Annotated in this window: 15 protein-coding genes and 1 riboswitch; of the genes, 6 read left to right on the top strand and 9 right to left on the bottom strand. The window is 73.6% G+C overall.

The annotated features are described in order from the left end of the window. Positions 1-311: 311 nt before the first annotated feature. The 5 genes from ACHFIV_RS32735 to cobN form a co-directional block, all read right to left on the bottom strand. On the bottom strand, positions 312-722 hold the full coding sequence (locus ACHFIV_RS32735) for a VOC family protein (protein ID WP_398976446.1): 411 nt from the start codon (positions 720-722) through the stop codon (positions 312-314). Positions 723-727: 5 nt separating this feature from the next. Next, a complete protein-coding gene (locus tag ACHFIV_RS32730; protein ID WP_398976445.1) occupies positions 728-1,177 on the bottom strand; it encodes a helix-turn-helix transcriptional regulator in 450 nt (149 codons plus the stop codon). Positions 1,178-1,257: 80 nt separating this feature from the next. Continuing rightward, positions 1,258-1,704 carry a glyoxalase gene (locus tag ACHFIV_RS32725; RefSeq protein WP_398976443.1) on the bottom strand — a complete coding sequence of 149 codons (447 nt, stop codon included), beginning with the start codon at positions 1,702-1,704 and terminating at the stop codon, positions 1,258-1,260. 82 nt (positions 1,705-1,786) lie between these two features. Next, positions 1,787-2,536 (bottom strand): IclR family transcriptional regulator, encoded by a 750-nt coding sequence (locus ACHFIV_RS32720; protein ID WP_398976440.1) that lies wholly within the window; start codon positions 2,534-2,536, stop codon positions 1,787-1,789. 85 nt (positions 2,537-2,621) lie between these two features. Next, positions 2,622-6,221, bottom strand: a complete 3,600-nt coding sequence (gene cobN, locus ACHFIV_RS32715; protein WP_398976438.1) for a cobaltochelatase subunit CobN — start codon at positions 6,219-6,221, stop codon at positions 2,622-2,624. Positions 6,222-6,313: 92 nt separating this feature from the next. Then, positions 6,314-6,388, bottom strand: a riboswitch (cobalamin riboswitch). Positions 6,389-6,549: 161 nt separating this feature from the next. On the opposite strand from cobN, the gene cobG reads away from it, so the two are divergent. From cobG to cobJ, 3 genes are all read left to right on the top strand, one after another. Next, the gene (cobG, locus tag ACHFIV_RS32710) at positions 6,550-7,854 is read left to right on the top strand and encodes a precorrin-3B synthase (protein WP_398976436.1); all 1,305 of its coding nucleotides are present in this window, start codon (positions 6,550-6,552) and stop codon (positions 7,852-7,854) included. A 63-nt stretch (positions 7,855-7,917) separates the two neighbouring features. Then, positions 7,918-8,544, top strand: coding sequence for a precorrin-8X methylmutase (locus ACHFIV_RS32705; RefSeq protein ID WP_398976434.1), 627 nt, complete (start codon positions 7,918-7,920; stop codon positions 8,542-8,544). Then, positions 8,541-10,073, top strand: coding sequence for a precorrin-3B C(17)-methyltransferase (cobJ, locus tag ACHFIV_RS32700; RefSeq protein WP_398976432.1), 1,533 nt, complete (start codon positions 8,541-8,543; stop codon positions 10,071-10,073). Before ACHFIV_RS32705 ends, cobJ begins: the two co-directional genes overlap by 4 nt. Before the next feature lie 126 nt (positions 10,074-10,199). Here the strand turns inward: cobJ and ACHFIV_RS32695 are convergent, their stop codons facing one another. Continuing rightward, a complete protein-coding gene (locus ACHFIV_RS32695) occupies positions 10,200-11,774 on the bottom strand; it encodes an alpha-1,2-mannosidase (protein WP_398976430.1) in 1,575 nt (524 codons plus the stop codon). A gap of 140 nt (positions 11,775-11,914) precedes the next feature. Between ACHFIV_RS32695 and ACHFIV_RS32690 the strand changes: the two genes are divergently transcribed. Next, a complete protein-coding gene (locus ACHFIV_RS32690; protein WP_398976428.1) occupies positions 11,915-12,427 on the top strand; it encodes a DinB family protein in 513 nt (170 codons plus the stop codon). Positions 12,428-12,483: 56 nt separating this feature from the next. Here the strand turns inward: ACHFIV_RS32690 and ACHFIV_RS32685 are convergent, their stop codons facing one another. Next, positions 12,484-13,227 carry a cobalt-precorrin-6A reductase gene (locus ACHFIV_RS32685; RefSeq protein ID WP_398976623.1) on the bottom strand — a complete coding sequence of 248 codons (744 nt, stop codon included), beginning with the start codon at positions 13,225-13,227 and terminating at the stop codon, positions 12,484-12,486. 21 nt (positions 13,228-13,248) lie between these two features. Between ACHFIV_RS32685 and ACHFIV_RS32680 the strand changes: the two genes are divergently transcribed. Further along, positions 13,249-14,367, top strand: a complete 1,119-nt coding sequence (locus ACHFIV_RS32680; RefSeq protein ID WP_398976426.1) for a cobalt-precorrin-5B (C(1))-methyltransferase — start codon at positions 13,249-13,251, stop codon at positions 14,365-14,367. A 39-nt stretch (positions 14,368-14,406) separates the two neighbouring features. Here ACHFIV_RS32680 and cobM read toward each other — a convergent pair whose 3' ends face one another. Together cobM and cbiE are read right to left on the bottom strand one after the other, a co-directional pair. Next, positions 14,407-15,156, bottom strand: coding sequence for a precorrin-4 C(11)-methyltransferase (gene cobM / locus ACHFIV_RS32675; protein ID WP_398976424.1), 750 nt, complete (start codon positions 15,154-15,156; stop codon positions 14,407-14,409). Next, the gene (cbiE, locus tag ACHFIV_RS32670) at positions 15,153-16,424 is read right to left on the bottom strand and encodes a precorrin-6y C5,15-methyltransferase (decarboxylating) subunit CbiE (RefSeq protein ID WP_398976422.1); all 1,272 of its coding nucleotides are present in this window, start codon (positions 16,422-16,424) and stop codon (positions 15,153-15,155) included. Before cbiE ends, cobM begins: the two co-directional genes overlap by 4 nt. A 181-nt stretch (positions 16,425-16,605) precedes the next feature. Here cbiE and ACHFIV_RS32665 point away from each other — a divergent pair, with 181 nt between their 5' ends. After that, positions 16,606-17,031 carry a YciI family protein gene (locus ACHFIV_RS32665; protein ID WP_398976420.1) on the top strand — a complete coding sequence of 142 codons (426 nt, stop codon included), beginning with the start codon at positions 16,606-16,608 and terminating at the stop codon, positions 17,029-17,031. Positions 17,032-17,040 lie beyond the last annotated feature (9 nt).

The following is a 17,040-nucleotide window of genomic DNA, read 5'->3' as shown; positions in this document are numbered from 1 at the left end:
GGCCGCCGCGCCGGCACCCGACGGCGACACCGCGTGGCCGTCGTACACCTTCTACGACCTGGCACCGGCAGGCGGCTCCGGTGACCTCTGGGCGGTCGGCCACTACGCCACGCCCGTGGAATCCCACGGCGACCAGACGGTCAACTGCCTGATCGAGCGGTCCGCGGCCTTCCCCGCCCCGGCGACCGGCGGCAACGGCTGAGGAAGACCGCTGAGCCGGGCCCGCGCCCCGGGGCACCCGACCCGGAAGCGGCCGGGTACCCCGGGGCGCCGTCACGCACGGGACCCGGACGGGCCGCGGGGCGCGGGGCTCAGCGCAGTTCCCGGATGCGGATCTGATTGCCCGCCGGGTCGCGGAACGCGCAGTCGCGCACCCCGTAGGGCTGCTCCGTCGGCTCCTGGATGACCTCGGCGTCGCCGGCCTGCAGCTTCTCGAAGGTGCCGTCGAGGTCCTCGGTCGCCAGGAGGATCCAGCCGTAGGTCCCCTTCGCCATCATCTCGACGATGGTGCGGCGCTCCTCCTCGGTGATGCCCGGGTCGGCGGCCGGTGGCGCCAGGAGGATGGATGTGCCGGGGCGGCCGACGGGGCCGACCGTGATCCAGCGCATCGTGCCGCTTCCGACGTCGCTGCGGACCTCGAAACCGAGGGTGTCGCGGTAGAAGGCCAGGGAGGCGTCCGGGTCGTCGTGCGGGAGCACGCTCGTGTTGATGGTGATGTCCATGGCGCTCACGCTAGCGGCGGCTCCGTGGCGCGTGCTTCTCGATTCCTGACCGGTCTCGTCACCTGTTTCGCCACGCACGGGGGCACCCCCGCCGCCCCGCTCTCCGCCTGGCGCCGGTAGGCACCGGGCGGCATGCCGACCAGCTCGGTGAAGCGGGTGCTGAAGGTGCCCAGCGACTGGCAGCCGACCGCGAAGCAGACCTCGGTGACGCTGAGGTCGCCGCGGCGCAGCAGCGCCATCGCCCGTTCGATCCTCCGGGTCATCAGGTAGCCGTACGGTGATTCGCCGTAGGCGAGCCGGAACTGGCGGCTGAGGTGTCCGGCCGACATGTTCACGCCCCGGGCGAGGGCCTCGACGTCCAGCGGCTGCGCGTACTCCCGGTCCATCCGGTCACGGACGCGGCGCAGCAGCGCCAGATCACGCAGGTGCTGCGCCTCGGTGGGTCTGCTCGTCACGTGCGCGATGGTGCCATGCCCGTGCCGGGTTGCCCAGCGCCCTCGCCCCGGCGCGCTCGGCGGCCGTGGGCGCGCCCGGCTCAGCCCGAGGTCCTCCGCCACTCGAAGCCGTCCGGGTCGGTGAAGGGGCCGCTGTCGATCGCGATCCGGTGCGAGCCGGTGCCGTCGGGCGCCACCCCGGCGTCCTTCGCCGGCGCACGTCGGCCGTGGAGCCCCGGCGTCACGGGGCTCGACGGGGTGTCGAACTCGACGTACCCGGGCCCGAAGCTCTTGCCGACGGTGAGTCCGCGGCCGACGTGGAACCGCTTGCTCGCGAGCACGTCCTCCGCACCCGGCAGGAGCACGAAGCGGTCGATCTCCCGGGTGTCGGGGCCCTTGTCCTTCTTCGCCGAGGTGGCGATCTTCCGGAGCGCCCCGTCGGGTGCCCGCACGCGCGACCGGCTGCCCAGACCGAAGGCGGCGGCGTAGAACTGTCCGGCGGCGGCGGGGTCGTCCACCTCGAGGGTGACGGATGCGAGGGAGGTCATGGAACGAAGCCAGAACGGCCCGGGTGCCGTGCGCTTCTCGATTCCTGACCGGTCGGGCCGGCGTCCCGGAGGCGCGGGGACATCAGAGATCGAGGGCGAGCCCTCTGCTCACGCGGTTCGCCGAGGCCAGCAGGCTTTCCCTGACCTGCCGGGTGCGGTACATCCGGTCCGCCCGGAAGGACACCCCGAGCGACCCGAGCCTGTCGCCGCTGCGGACGGGGACGGCGATGCACGTCGTGCCCTGGTCGTACTCCTCCCGGTCCATCATCACCGGTGCCGACGCCGATGACTCGAGCTGCCGGATCAGCTCGTCCCGGTGGGTGATCGTGCGCGGCGTGAGGTCGGCGAGGTCGTGCCGCGCCAGGTAGTCGCGGCGCGCCTCCTCGTCCAGCTCGCGCAGGACGCACTTGCCCAGGGCCGTGGCGTGTCCGGCGTCCTTGAAGCCCACCCAGAGATCGACCTTCGGCGCCTTCGGGCCGTCGACGATCTCGGCGATCCGTATCTCGCCGTCCTCGTAGAAGGTGAGGTACGCGGCGGCGGACAGGTCGTCCCGCAGTGACGCCAGGGCCGGGCGGACCCGGTTGACCAGGTCCTGCGCGGAGTGCCCGCCGTGGAGTTTGTCGCCCAGCACGTAGGCGCCGTCGTCGAGCCTGCGGAGGTAGCCGTCCTGGGTGAAGCTCCACAGCAGTTCGCGGACCCCGTCCATGGGCAGGCCCGCCTCCCGCGCCAGCCGCTCGGCGGGCACGCCGCTCTCGTGCGCCCCGGCCACCTCCATCAGGCGGAACGCCTGCTGGACGGAAGTGAGCGGCGCACGGCCTGCTCGGTCACCCATGCCACCAAGCTTGGACCCGGCGCGCGGGGGCGGCAAGGCAGGAACCGGGGCACCGTCCGGAGAGTCCTCCGGACGGTGCCGCCCGTCAGTCCTCGCCCTCCAGGTCACCCTCGGTCTCCAGGAACACCTGGCGCAGGGCGTCGAGCACCGCCGGGTCGGGCTTCGCCCACATCCCCCGGGACTCGGCCTCCAGCAGGCGTTCCGCGATGCCGTGGAGGGCCCAGGGGTTGGCCTGCTGGAGGAACTCCCGGTTCGTCGGGTCCAGGACGTACGTCTCGGTGAGCTTGTCGTACATCCAGTCGGCGACCACTCCCGTCGTCGCGTCGTAACCGAACAGGTAGTCGACCGTCGCGGCGAGCTCGAAGGCACCCTTGTACCCGTGGCGCCGCATCGCCTCGATCCACTTCGGGTTGACCACCCGGGCGCGGAACACCCGGGACGTCTCCTCGACCAGCGTGCGGGTGCGCACCGTCTCGGGGCGGGTCGAGTCGCCGATGTACGCCTCGGGCGCCGTGCCCTTCAGCGCGCGTACGGTCGCCACCATGCCGCCGTGGTACTGGAAGTAGTCGTCCGAGTCCGCGATGTCGTGCTCACGGGTGTCGGTGTTCTTCGCCGCCACCGCGATCCGCTTGTAAGCGGTCTCCATCTCCTCCCGGGCCGGGCGTCCGTCCAGCTCACGGCCGTAGGCGTAACCGCCCCACACCGTGTACACCTCGGCGAGGTCGGCGTCCGTGCGCCAGTCGCGGGAGTCGATGAGCTGGAGCAGTCCGGCGCCGTACGTCCCCGGCCGGGAGCCGAAGATGCGGGTGGTCGCACGGCGCTCGTCACCGTGTTCGGCCAGGTCCGCCTGCGTGTGGGCGCGCACGTAGTTCTGCTCGGCGGGCTCGTCGAGGGAGGCAGCCAGGCGTACGGCGTCGTCGAGCAGGCCGATGGTGTGCGGGAAGGCGTCGCGGAAGAAGCCGGAGATGCGCAGCGTGACGTCGACGCGGGGGCGGCCCAGCTCCTCGTACGGGATCGTCTCCAGGCCCGTGACACGGCGCGAGGCGTCGTCCCAGACGGGGCGTACGCCGAGCAGGGCGAAGGCCTCGGCGATGTCGTCGCCTGCGGTGCGCATCGCGCTGGTGCCCCACAGGGACAGTCCGACGGAGGTCGGCCAGTCGCCGTTGTCCGCGCGGTAGCGCTCCAGGAGCGAGTCGGCGAGGGCCTGGCCGGTCTCCCAGGCGAGGCGGGAGGGGACGGCCTTCGGGTCGACGGAGTAGAAGTTGCGTCCGGTCGGCAGGACGTTGACCAGGCCGCGGAGCGGTGAGCCGGACGGGCCGGCCGGGACGAAGCCGCCGTTCAGCGCGTGGACGGCGTGGTCGAGCTCGTCGGTCGTCGCGGCGAGGCGGGGCACGACCTCGCGGGCCGCGAAGCCGAGGATGTCGGCGACGGCCCGCGGGTGGCCCTCGGCCACGCCGGCGACGGCGGCCGGGTCCCAGTCCGCGTCGTCCATGGCCTGGACGAGAGCACGGGCCTGCTCCTCGGTCGCGTCGGCGGCGGTCCGGGTGGCCGCCGACTCGTCCAGGCCGAGTGCCTCGCGCAGTCCGGGCAACGAGGACGTGCCACCCCAGATCTGGCGGGCCCGCAGGACGGCGAGGACGAGGTTGACGCGGTCCTTGCCGGCCGGGGCGCTGCCCAGGACGTGCAGGCCGTCGCGGATCTGGACGTCCTTGATCTCACAGAGCCAGCCGTCGAGATGCATGATGAACTCGTCGAAGCCCTCGTCCTCCGGCCGGTCCTCCAGGCCCAGGTCGTGGTCGAGCTTCGCGGCCTGGATGAGGGTCCAGATCTGCGCGCGGACGGCCGGGAGCTTGGCCGGGTCCATGGCGGCGATCTGGGCGTGCTCGTCGAGGAGCTGTTCGAGGCGGGCGATGTCGCCGTAGCTGTCGGCGCGCGCCATCGGCGGGACGAGGTGGTCGACCAGGGTGGCGTGCACCCGGCGCTTGGCCTGGGTGCCCTCGCCCGGGTCGTTGACCAGGAACGGGTAGACCAGCGGCAGATCGCCCAGCGCCGCGTCGGGACCGCAGGCGGCGGACAGGCCGGCGTTCTTGCCCGGCAGCCACTCGAGGTTGCCGTGCTTGCCGAGGTGGATCATCGCGTCGGCGCCGAATCCGTTGTCCTCGGCGGACGCGGCGATCCAGCGGTAGGCGGCCAGATAGTGGTGCGAGGGCGGCAGATCCGGGTCGTGGTAGATCGCGATCGGGTTCTCGCCGAAGCCGCGCGGCGGCTGGATGAGGATCAGCAGGTTCCCGCGGCGCAGGGCGGCGAGCACGATGTCGCCCTCGGGGTTGCGGGACCGGTCGAGGAACATCTCGCCGGGCGCCGGACCCCAGTGCTCCTCCACGGACGCGCGGAGCTCGGCGGGCAGCGTGGCGAACCAGCGGCGGTAGTCGGCGGCGGGGATCCGGACCGGGTTGCGCGCCAGTTGCTCCTCGGTCAGCCACTCCTGGTCGTGTCCGCCCGCCTCGATGAGCGCGTAGATCAGCTCGTCACCGTCCCCGGAGACCAGGCCCGGGATGTCCTCCTCCGGACCGAAGTCGTAGCCCTCCGCCCGGAGCCTGCGCAGCAGGGCCACAGCACTCGCGGGGGTGTCGAGGCCGACCGCGTTGCCGATGCGGGAGTGCTTGGTCGGGTAGGCCGACAGGACGAGCGCGATCCGCTTCTCGGCGGCCGGGATGTGGCGGAGCCGGGCGTGGCGCACGGCGATGCCGGCGACCCGGGCGGCCCGTTCGGGGTCGGCGACGTACGCCGGCAGACCGTCCTCGTCGATCTCCTTGAAGGAGAACGGCACGGTGATCAGACGCCCGTCGAACTCGGGGACGGCGATCTGGGTGGCCGCGTCCAGCGGGGAGACGCCCTCGTCGTTCTCCTCCCAGGCCGCGCGCGGGCTGGTGAGGCAGAGCGCCTGGAGGACCGGTACGTCGAGGCCGGTGAGGGCGCCCGCGTCCCATGACTCGTCGTCACCGCCCGCCGAGGCGGTGGCGGGCTTCGTGCCTCCGGCGGCGAGAACCGTCGTCACGATGGCGTCGGCGGCGCGGAGTTCGTCGATCAGCTCGGGCTCCGGCGTGCGGAGCGAGGCGACGTACAGCGGGAGCGGGCGGGCACCCGCGTCCTCCACGGCCGCGCAGAGCGCCTCGACGAAGCCGGTGTTCCCGCTCATGTGGTGGGCGCGGTAGTAGAGCACCGCGACCGTCGGACCGCTGACGTCCCTGGCGGTCCGCTCCAGCGGTCCCCACGCGGGGGCCGGGGCGGGCGGCTCGAAGCCGTGGCCGGTCAGCAGCACGGTGTCGGAGAGGAAGCGCGCCAGCTGCTCCAGATTGGCGGGGCCGCCGTGCGCCAGGTAGGCGTGTGCCTCCGCCGCGATGCCGATGGGAACGGTCGAGGCGGCCATCAGCTGGGCGTCGGGAGCCTGTTCACCGGTCAGCACGACGACCGGCCGGCCGGTGGCCAGCACCTGGTCCAGTCCGTCCTGCCAGGCACGGACACCGCCCAGGAGGCGTACGACGACGAGATCCGTGCCGTCCAGGAGCTGCGGCAGGTCCTCGACGGAGAGCCGGGACGGGTTCGCGTAGCGGAAGCCGACCGGGCCGCCCGAGGCGCGGGCGCTGAGCAGGTCGGTGTCGGACGTCGACAGGAGCAGGATCATGCGGCGTCAGTCCTTCCCCGGGGTGTCCACGCCCCGGGCGGTGTCGGATTGGGGTCTCCCCTGCCCCGGTCGGAACCGGGAGTCGGGGATGGGAGTTCCTGACTCACCCGGCCGCGGGGCCGGGCTCACAGTGGCGGGACCGCGCCGGAATCTCACCGGGCTTCCTCCCATGTCGCCGTATGGCGATGGCGGACCCAACGGACCGCCGCTAGGCATAGTAGGCCGCGGGTGGGGGGTCCTGACCAGACGGCCCCCGCGCCGGCCGCGGTGGCAGCGGGTGTCCCGTAGGTCACAGTGACCGCAGGGGTGTGCCACGGTCACGGTCGGTATGCTCGCCGCCATGTCCGCCTCCCCCCTCCCGTCCCCCTCTCCGGGCGGTGCGCGCGCCCGGAGCAGCGGTGACGCCTGCCCCGGGGCGCTGCGCCTGCACCGGGCGGACGACGGTGCGCTGGCACGGATCCGCATACCGGGCGGGGTGCTGACACCCCGTCAGGCGGGGGTGCTGGGGTCGGCTGCCGAGCGTTTCGGCGACGGTGAGCTGCATCTCACCTCCCGTGGCAACGTCCAGCTGCGCGGGCTCGCCCCGGACTGCGGCGCCGAACTGGCCGGGCTGCTGGACGGGGCCGGGCTGCTGCCCTCCGCGCGCCATGAACGGGTCCGCAATGTGGTCGCGTCCCCGCTGTCCGGACTCGACGGCTTCGGCACCGTCGACATCAGACCCTGGCTGACCGGGCTCGACCGCCTCCTGTGCGCGAGCGACAGCACCACAGCACTGTCCGGACGCTTCCTTTTCGCACTCGACGACGGCCGCGGCGACGTGGACGCCCTCGGCGCCGACCTCACCCTCGTGGGCGACGGTGACGGCAGCGCCCTGCTGCGCGTCGGGACCGGTGACGCCGTCCTGCGCGTGCCCTCGGCGGACGGCCCGCGCGCCGCTCTGACCGCCGCCGACGCCTTCCTCGACGCGGCCCGCGCCACCGGCGCCTGGCGGGTGAAGGACCTGCCCGGGGAGACGCGGGACGCACTGTCCGCCGACGTCGCACGACGGCTGCGGCAGACCGTTCCCGGGTGCTCCCCGGAGCAGCGTCCCCGCCCCCTGGCCGCGTCTCCCCCCGCTCACGGCCGTGTCCCGGGCACCCGCCACGGGGACGCACTGTCCGTGGGCGTACCGCTGGGCCGGCTGGACCCGGCACAGTGGCGGCTGCTGTCCGGCGGTGGTGAGCTGCGGCTCACGCCCTGGCGCGGGGCCGTGGTCACCGGCATCGCGGCCCACCGCGCGGACGGCCTGCTGGACGAGCTCTCCGCAGCCGGTCTGATCACGGGGCCGGGTTCCCCGTGGGCCGGTGTGGGGGCCTGCATCGGGCAGCCCGGCTGCGTGAAGTCGCTCGCCGACGTGCGGGCCCAGGCGGGGGCCGCCGTCGGACCGGCCGGACGGCTCCCTGTGTACTGGTCCGGTTGTGAACGCCGCTGCGGCCACCCGCACGGGGAGTGGATCGACGTGGTCGCCACCCCCGGAGGGCACCGGGTCTCCCACGTCCGGGCGGACCGGACGGCCGTGGCCGTGGCCACGGTCCGGGACGACCCGGACGCGCTCGCCGCAGCCGTTGCGGCGGCCCGGGGCCCGAGCGCCTGAACGGCCCCGCACCACTCCCTGTTCGACCTGTTCGACCTGTTCGACGAAGAAAGCGACAGCACTGTGCACCAGTACGAGAAGGACGGACCGGCGATCTACCGCCAGTCCTTCGCCACCATCCGCGCGGAGGCGGATCTGGCAGGGCTGCCCGCCGATGTGAGCCAGGTCGCCGTCCGCATGATCCACGCCTGCGGCATGGTCGACCTCGTACGCGATCTCGCCTTCTCGCCGAACGCGGTGGCCGACGCCCGAGCGGCCCTGCGTTCCGGTGCGCCCATCCTGTGCGACGTCGCGATGGTCGCGAGCGGCGTCACCCGCAAGCGGCTGCCCGCGGACAACGAAGTGATCTGCACCCTGTCCGACCCCGCCGTCCCCGCACTGGCCGCGCGGCTCGGGACCACCCGCAGCGCCGCCGCCCTGGAGCTGTGGCGGGACCGGATGGAGGGCGCGGTCGTCGCTGTCGGCAACGCGCCCACCGCGCTCTTCCGGCTGCTGGAGATGATCGAGGAGGGCGCCCCCCGCCCCGCCGCCGTCATCGGTGTGCCCGTCGGGTTCATCGGCGCCGCCGAGTCCAAGGAGGCCCTGGCCGCCCACCCGTCCGGGCTGGAGCACCTCGTCGTGCGGGGCAGGCGCGGTGGCAGCGCCATCGCCGCCGCCGCCCTCAACGCGATCGCCAGCGAGGAGGAGTGAGCGTGCCCGAGCAGCAGCGCACCGACGGCACCCGGAGCACCGGACGGCTCTACGGCGTCGGGCTCGGCCCGGGCGACCCGGCCCTGATGACCGTGCGGGCCGTGCAGGTCATCGGTGAGGCCGACGTCGTCGCGTACCACTCCGCCCGGCACGGCCGCTCCATCGCCCGCTCGATCGCGGCGCAGTACATCCGCGCCGACCACATCGAGGAGGCGCTGGTCTACCCCGTCACGACGGAGACCACGGACCACCCGGGCGGTTACCGGGGAGCTCTGGACGAGTTCTACGCCGAGGCCGCGGCCCGCCTCGCGGTGCACCTGGACGCCGGGCGCACCGTCGCCGTGCTGGCCGAGGGGGACCCGCTCTTCTACGGTTCGTACCAGCACATGCACAAGCGCCTCGCGGACCGGTACGACACCGAGGTCGTTCCCGGCGTCACCTCGGTCAGCGCAGCCGCCGCCCGTCTCGGCACCCCGCTCGTCGAGGCCGAGGAGGTGCTGACCATCCTCCCGGGCACGCTTCCGGAGGAGGAGCTGACGGCGCGTCTGGCGTCCACCGACTCCGCCGTCGTGATGAAGCTGGGACGGACCTTCCCCGCCGTGCGCCGTGCGTTCGAGGCGTCCGGCCGGCTGCCGGAGGCACGTTACGTCGAACGCGCCACCATGGCCGGCGAGCGGACCGGCGACCTGGCGGACACCGACGCGGACACCGTGCCGTACTTCGCGGTCGCCGTGCTGCCCAGCCGGATCGACGCGCCCCGGCCGGAGCGGGCACCCGGTTCCGGCGAGGTCGTCGTGGTCGGGACCGGGCCGGCGGGGCCGTTGTGGCTGACGCCCGAGACACGCGGGGCGCTGGCCGCCGCCGACGACCTGGTCGGCTACACGACGTATCTCGACAGGGTCCCGGTGCGGCCGGGCCAGCAACGGCACGGCTCCGACAACAAGGTCGAGTCGGAGCGCGCCGAGTTCGCCCTCGACCTCGCACGCCGGGGGCGCCGGGTGGCCGTGGTGTCCGGGGGCGACCCCGGGGTCTTCGCCATGGCGACGGCCGTGCTGGAGGTGGCCTCGCAGGACGCCTACGCGGACATCGCGGTGCGGGTGCTGCCCGGGGTGACCGCCGCCAACGCCGCCGCCGCCCGGGCGGGTGCGCCGCTGGGTCACGACTACGCCACCATCTCGCTCTCGGACCGGCTCAAGCCGTGGGAGGTCATCGCCGGGCGGCTGCGCGCGGCGGCCACGGCCGACCTGGTGATGGCGCTGTACAACCCCGGCTCGCGCAGCCGGACCTGGCAGGTCGGCAAGGCCCGCGACCTGCTGCTGGAACACCGCTCCCCGGACACGCCCGTGGTGCTCGGCCGCGACGTCGGCGGGCCGGCGGAGAGCGTGCGCACGGTGCGGCTGGCCGATCTGGACCCGGACGAGGTGGACATGCGGACGATCCTCATCGTCGGTTCCTCGCAGACCCGGTGGGTGCGACGGGGCGACGGAGAGCAGATCGTCTGGACGCCGCGCCGCTACCCGGAGGACTGACGAGGCCGTCGCGGCGCACACGGCGGAGCTGCAGCACGACAGCCCGACGCCGGACGCGCGTACGCCCCGGACGTGCGTACGCCCCGGACGGCCGCCGTCGCGACGGCCGCCGTCCGGGGCGGCCGGTCAGCGGTCCCGGACCCAGGCGGCCGTCCTGCCCATGGACCGCGCCGCTTCGGCCAGGCTCCGGGCCGCCCGGTCGAGCTCCTCCGCGAGCCGCGCAGCCTGCTCTGCCTCCTCCGCGAGCCGGACCCCCTCAGCAGCCTTCTCCGCCCGCGCGGCGGGGATCGGCGGCACGTCGACCGCTGTTCCCCGGTAGCCGATGGGCCCCTCGTCGTGCCGCTGGTAGTAGCCGCTGAAATCGACCGGTCCGACGCCGGCGAACCGCACGCCGGACAGCTGTATCTCGTCCGCTCCCCCGTTGCCGGTGATGTCGAGCCGATAGCGGGTGAAGGGGCCGGCCGGGGCCCCGTCGATCCGGAACGTCCTGGCCTCGAAGCGACGGGTGAAAGTCTCCCCCGCCCGGGAGTCCAGCCGGGTCCAGCGCTCACCGTCCGCCGAGCCGTGGAGCAGCCAGTCCCGGGGATCCCGCTGCGGGAAGTCGTCGGCCGAGGTCAGCGTGTACGAGGTGAGGGTGACGGGGCGCTCCAGCCGGAACTCCACCCAGGCCCGGGCATCGCCCGCCAGCCACTTCTCCTGTGAGGAGTCGAGCAGACGGTCCGCGGTCTCCCCGGCGGCGACGTACTCGTCGCTCGCGCCGGCCACCGACGCGTCCGCGGTGACGTCCACCGGGGAACTCGCCCCACCCGGACCGAGGCGCAGCCCGGCCACGCCGGAATTGCCCCGCTGGTCACGCCAGGTCACCCGCTCGACGGGTCCCGAGCCGTCGTCCACGAGCAGCCGCAGCTCACCGGAGCTGTGCCAGTCGCCGCCCCACCCCTCCTCCGTCCCGAACCGGTGCACGTGTGCGTCCTCGGTGCCCTCAGGGAAGGCCCAGCGTCCGCTGATCCTGCCGCGGAACTCCGCGAGTGCGCCGTCGGCGGCCCGGTGGTGCCCGTGGAAGTCGGACATGTTCGACTGGAAGCTGATCGCCGACTCCGCGCCGTCCGCCCCTCGCCAGCCCAGCTGCGCGGGCAGTGACTGTTCGCCCCGGTCCACGTGGAACAGCAGCCGGGGGCCGGGCTTCCAGGACGAGGTGAAGGGCTCACGGCGCTCGGTCGTGTAGGCGAAGACCGTGTTGCGGGCCGCGTCAGCCGCCATCGCACGCTCCGAACGGCCGCGCTCGTAGACGGAGTCGAGCGTCACGCGGTAGAGCCAGAGCATGCTGCGCGCGTCGTCCGCCGTGCGTATCTCCAGGGTGTTGGTGCCCGGCCGCAGCAGCCTGCCCGGTACCGCGAACACGTTGTCCTGCGGCAGATCGCCGCCTCCGGGCACGGTGAGTCCACGGGCGAGCGGGTACTCGTTGACCACCAGGTCGACCGGGGAGTGTCCGGGAGAGGCGCCCAGCTTGGACACGAGGGCGGTCACCCTGAGCGTCGCCTCACCGATCTCCTCCTCGGCGTCCACCTCGAATTCCAGCGTGACCCGGGCACCGGCGCTCATCGCCAGGTGCGAGGAGCCGGCGTGGCACGCCTCGTACGTCGTGCCGCAGTTGGACACACGAGCCGGCGTGACGGAGAAATCGGCGAACGTGGGTTGCATGCACGGCTCCTGAGCTCACGTCACGCCCGATGCGCGACGCCGGCGAGTGGGTCGGACCCCACGCTAGTGACGCCCTCTGACAGCCGGGCCGGGCAAGCGGACCGGACCGGTTGTCGGACCCTCGTGCCACGATGCGGATCATGAGCACCCCCGTACGCCACATGCCTCCCCTCGATGCCGATGAGCGGACCTCCCTGGAGAGCTGGCTCGACTTCTACCGCGTCACGCTCGACCAGAAGTGCGAGGGCCTCCCGGACGGACAGCTCCGGGAGCCGGCTGCCGCACCGTCGGCGATCACCCTGCTGGGCCTCGTCCAGCACGCCGCGGAGGTCGAGCGGAACTGGTTCCGCCGGGTCCTCGCCCAGGAGGACGTACCGCCGATCCATGCCCCTGAGGCCGACCCGAAGGGCACCGACGGGGGCTTCGACCTGGCCGAGGACGCGACGTACGGGAAGGCGCGGGCCGTCTGGCAGTCGGAGGTGGCCCGGGCCAGGGAGAACTGTGCGGGCCGCGCCCTCGACGACACCTGCCCGTTCATGGGGGGCCGGGTCACCCTGCGGTGGATCTACACGCACATGATCGGCGAGTACGCCCGCCACTGCGGTCACGCCGATCTCCTCCGCGAGCGCCTCGACGGCCGTACAGGCGTCTGACCGGCCACGCGCGGGAGCCGCCGTACGCGCCTCCGAGCCGGCCTCACGCCACCGGATCAGGTGCCCGTGAGGTCCCGCAGCACGACGAGGGCCTCCTCCGGCGTCCCGGCCACCGGTACCCCGGCGGGGACCGGCGGGCGTGTGACCACCACGACCGGGATTCCGGCCTCGCGGGCGGCGGTGAGCTTCGGGGCGGTCGCGTCGCCCCCGCTGTCCTTCGTGACCAGCACGTCGACGCGGTGCCGCCGGATCAGCTCCCGCTCACCCTCCAGGGAGAACGGTCCACGGTCCAGCAGCACTTCCGTCCGCGCCGGCTGCGGGGCGTCCGGGGCATCCACCGAGCGCACCAGGAACCACAGGGCGTCCAGTGCGGCGAACGCGGCCAGACCCATGCGCCCTGTCGTCAGGAAGACCCGTGAACCCAGCCCCGGCAGCAGACCGGCCGCACCCTCGAGGGAGTCCGTGAAGTGCCACCGGTCGCCCTCGGCGGGCACCCAGCCGGGCCGCCGGAGCGCCAGCAGGGGAACATGGACAGCGGCAGCGGCCGAGGCCGCGTTGAAACTGATCGTTCCGGCGAAGGGATGGGTGGCGTCGATGACCGCATCCACATGGTGTGCGCGGAGCCAGTCGGCCATGCCCTCGCTCCCGCCGAAGCCGCCGACGCGCACCTCACCGGGTGGCAGTCTCGGTTGGGTGACGCGTCCCGCGAGCGAGCTGGTCACCCGGATCCCGTCCACGGTCACCAGCGACTCCGCGAGCCGGCGGGCCTCCGTCGTGCCGCCGAGGACGAGTACGTGCAAGGGCATCGGATCGGTCCATCCATGAGCAGTGAGGCGCAGGGCGGGCGCACCGCCCAACTCAAGCACACCGGTCTGCGGCCGGGCTGGACGACCGGGGCCTGCGCGACGGCGGCGGCCACGGCCGCGTACACGGCCCTGCTGACCGGCGAGTTCCCCGACCCGGTGTCCATCACCCTGCCCAGGGGCCAGACACCCGCCTTCGCGCTGGCGGTGGAGGAGCTCGCCGACGGGCGGGCCACGGCAGGAGTGGTCAAGGACGCGGGCGACGACCCGGACGTGACCCACGGCGCGCTGGTGCGGTCCACCGTCCGGCTGCTGCCCGCGGGGTCCGGAGTGGTGTTCCGGGCCGGCCCGGGCGTGGGGACGGTGACCCTGCCAGGCCTGCCGCTCGACGTCGGGGAACCCGCGATCAACCCCGTCCCCCGCCAGATGATGCGGGACCACGTCGCACGGGTGGCGGCGGAGCACGGTGGCACGGGCGACGTCGAGATCACGGTCTCGGTGGACGACGGCGAGGAGATCGCACGTTTCACGTGGAACATCCGCCTGGGGATCCTGGGCGGCATCTCGATCCTGGGCACCACCGGCATCGTGGTCCCGTATTCCTGCTCCGCCTGGATCGACTCGATCCGCCGCGGGGTGGACGTGGCACTCGCGGCCGGGCACCGGCATGTCGCGGGGTGCACGGGCTCGACCTCCGAGAAGACGGTGGTGGCCGAGTACGGCCTGCCGGAGATCGCCCTGCTGGACATGGGGGACTTCGCCGGCGCGGTGCTGAAGTACGTGCGCCGTCATCCGGTGGAGCGCCTGACCGTCTGCGGCGGGTTCGCCAAACTGTCCAAGCTGGCCGCCGGCCACCTGGACCTGCACTCGGGCCGCTCCCAGGTCGACAAGCCGTTCCTGGCACGGCTGGCGCGGCAGGGCGGTGCCGACGAGGCGCTGGCTGCGGAGATCGAGACCGCCAACACCGGCCTCGCCGCGCTGCAGCTGTGCACCGCGGCCGGCGTACCGCTGGGCGATCTGGTCGCTGTCGCGGCCCGGGACCAGGCGCTGTCCGTCCTGCGGGGGGCTCCGGTGGCCGTGGACGTGATCTGTATCGACCGGGCCGGGGCCGTCGTGGGGCGCAGCGAGCCGCGATGAGCGGAAGGCGGCGGGCAGCCGCCGCCCTCCGCCCGCCCGTCAGCAGGTGTGGCGGTCCCGGTCCGGCGAGTACAGGTGGCTGTCGCGGAACTGTTCGGCGCCCAGAGTCCGGCCGACCATGATCACGGCTGTGCGGATCACTCCCGCCGCCTTGACCTGCTCGGCGATGGACTCCAGCGTGCCGCGCAGCACGATCTCGTCCGGGCGCGAGGCCATGGCGACCACAGCGGCGGGGCAGTCGGCTCCGTAGTGCGGCAGCAGCTCGTCGACCACCCGGTCCACGTACCGCGCCGCGAGGTGCAGCACGATCAGCGCACCACTGCGGCCCAGCGTGGCCAGGTCCTCCCCCTCGGGCATCGCGGTGGCCCGCTGGGCGATCCGGGTGAGGATCACGGTCTGGCCGACCGTGGGCACGGTGAGCTCCCGCTTGAGCGCCGCAGCGGCGGCGGCGAACGCGGGCACCCCGGGCACCACCTCGTAGGGCACGTCCGCCTCGTCGAGCCGTCGCATCTGCTCGTTCACGGCGCTGAAGACCGACGGGTCACCCGAATGCAGCCGGGCCACGTCGTGGCCCGCCGCGTGGGCCCGCACCAGCTCGGCGGTGATCTGGTCGATGTCGAGCAGGGCCGTGTCGACGAGCCGGGCGTCCGGCGGGCACGCGGCGAGCAGTTCGCGCGGCACCAGGCTGCCCGCGTAGAGGCAGACGGGGCTGGCGGCGAGGACGCGCGCGCCCCGCACCGTGATCAGGTCGGCGGCGCCGGGTCCCGCGCCGATGAAGTACACGGTCATCTGTCGTCTCCTGGAGCGTGCGGGGTCTTCTGTACGGACCACTGGGTGACCGGCATGGCCTGACGCCACCCGGTGAACCCGCCTACGGGCACGGCGTGGGCCACCGCGAGCCGGACCAGGTCACCCCCGAGCCGTCGGTACCACTCGGCGAGCAGTGCCTCCGACTCCAGCGTGACCGTGTTGGCGACGAGCCGGCCGCCCGGAGGCAGCGCGTCCCAGCAGGCTTCGAGCAGCCCGGGCGCTGTCAGCCCGCCGCCGATGAACACGGCGTCGGGCACCGGAAGCCCGGCCAGGGCGTCCGGCGCGCGGCCGGTGACCACACGCAGCCCGGGGACGCCGAGCCGGGCCGCGTTACGGGTGATGCGCCCCGCCCGTACCGGATCGCGTTCGACGGTGACGGCGCGGCAGGACGGGTGGGTCCGCATCCACTCCGCCGCGATCGATCCGGAGCCACCGCCGACGTCCCACAGGAGCTCACCGGGGGCCGGCGCCAGCACGCCGAGCGTGGCCGCCCGGACATGGCGCTTGGTGAGCTGGCCGTCGTGCTCGTACGCCTCGTCGGGAAGTCCGGGGACAGCTCCCAGGCGCAGGGTGCCGGGGGCGCTGCGGCACTCCACGGCGATGACGTTGAGCGGGTCCCCGGGCGGGTGCTCCCAGGTGTCGGCGGAGCCGTCCAGGCAGTCCTCGGCCGTGCCGCCGAGCTGTTCGAGCACCCGCATACGGCTGGGCCCGAAGCCGGACTCCCGCAGCAGGGCGGCCACGGCGGCGGGCGTGGTGGCGTCGGCGGACAGCACGAGCAGCCGGCGCCCCTCGTGCAGGGCACCGGCCAGCCGGGCCGTGGGACGGCCGACGAGGGTGACGGTCTCGGTGTCCTCCACCGGCCAGCCGAGCCGGGCGCAGGCGTACGACACCGAGGACGGGTGCGGCAGCACCCGGAGCGCACCGGCGCCCAGTTCCTCGGCGAGGGCCCGGCCGATGCCGTAGAACATGGGGTCGCCACTGGCCAGCACGGCGGTCCTGCTGCCCGCGTGCGCGGCGAGCAGGCCGCGCACGGCGGGCCGCAGGGGTGAGGGCCAGCGCACCCGCGAACCCGCGCACTCCGGCGGGAGCAGCCCCAGCTGGCGCTCGGCGCCGATCAGGACCTCAGCCTCCAGGAGCACCGCGCGCGCGGTCTCCGACAGGCCGGCCCAGCCGTCGGCACCGATGCCGACGACGCTCACGGCGGGGACGGGCGCCGGGACGGCGGGTGCGGGTGATGCGGGGGACACAGCCGGTACCTCGGGGTTGGCGGGACGACGCAGCCGAACTCTACGGGGGCTGCTTCCGGACCTGCGCGGCGGAGTGATTTCGGAAAACCTCCCGCGTGGTGTCGAGAACCGGTCCCCGGCTCCGACGTCCCCTGTGAGAGTCGCCCACAAGGGGCGGCACCGGAAGCCGAGGAGCGACACCATGAAGTACCTCGTGATGGTTCAGGGCTCGCAGGCCGACTACGAGGCCATGGCCGGCAAGCCGTCGGCCGGGAGCCCGGCCTGGAGTGAGAAGGACGTGCAGGCGATGTTCTCCTTCATGGAAGGGCTCAACAACGATCTGGCCGAGTCCGGCGAGATGGTCGAGGGCCAGGGCCTGACCGAACCCGCCAGGACCCGTGCGGTGCTGCCGGGCCCCGACGGCCGCCCGGTGATCACGGACGGTCCTTACGGGGAGACCAAGGAGCAGCTCGCGGGGTACTGGGTGCTCGACTGCGCGAGCCTGGAGAGGGTCACCGAGATCGCCGCGCGTATCCAGGAGTGCCCGCAGCCGGAGGGTGCCCCCGTCTACCCGGTGCTGATCCGACCGATCGACGACGGCGGCGAGACCTCGGGCGCCCCCGCGTAGGACGCACAC

This window comes from Streptomyces sp. ALB3 (genome assembly GCF_044385685.1).
GTDB lineage: Bacteria > Actinomycetota > Actinomycetes > Streptomycetales > Streptomycetaceae > Streptomyces.
This window is presented reverse-complemented; position numbering and strand designations above follow the sequence as displayed.

Bases quoted from the DNA above. Each gene is read 5' to 3' on its own strand.
- ACHFIV_RS32735 (WP_398976446.1), bottom strand. From the start codon at position 722: ATGGACATCACCATCAACACGAGCGTGCTCCCGCACGACGACCCGGAC.
- ACHFIV_RS32725 (WP_398976443.1), bottom strand. From the start codon at position 1,704: ATGACCTCCCTCGCATCCGTCACCCTCGAGGTGGACGACCCCGCCGCC.
- ACHFIV_RS32720 (WP_398976440.1), bottom strand. From the start codon at position 2,536: ATGGGTGACCGAGCAGGCCGTGCGCCGCTCACTTCCGTCCAGCAGGCG.
- cobN (WP_398976438.1), bottom strand. From the start codon at position 6,221: ATGATCCTGCTCCTGTCGACGTCCGACACCGACCTGCTCAGCGCCCGC.
- cobG (WP_398976436.1), top strand. From the start codon at position 6,550: ATGCTCGCCGCCATGTCCGCCTCCCCCCTCCCGTCCCCCTCTCCGGGC.
- ACHFIV_RS32695 (WP_398976430.1), bottom strand. From the start codon at position 11,774: ATGCAACCCACGTTCGCCGATTTCTCCGTCACGCCGGCTCGTGTGTCC.
- ACHFIV_RS32690 (WP_398976428.1), top strand. From the start codon at position 11,915: ATGAGCACCCCCGTACGCCACATGCCTCCCCTCGATGCCGATGAGCGG.
- ACHFIV_RS32680 (WP_398976426.1), top strand. From the start codon at position 13,249: ATGAGCAGTGAGGCGCAGGGCGGGCGCACCGCCCAACTCAAGCACACC.
- cobM (WP_398976424.1), bottom strand. From the start codon at position 15,156: ATGACCGTGTACTTCATCGGCGCGGGACCCGGCGCCGCCGACCTGATC.
- ACHFIV_RS32665 (WP_398976420.1), top strand. From the start codon at position 16,606: ATGAAGTACCTCGTGATGGTTCAGGGCTCGCAGGCCGACTACGAGGCC.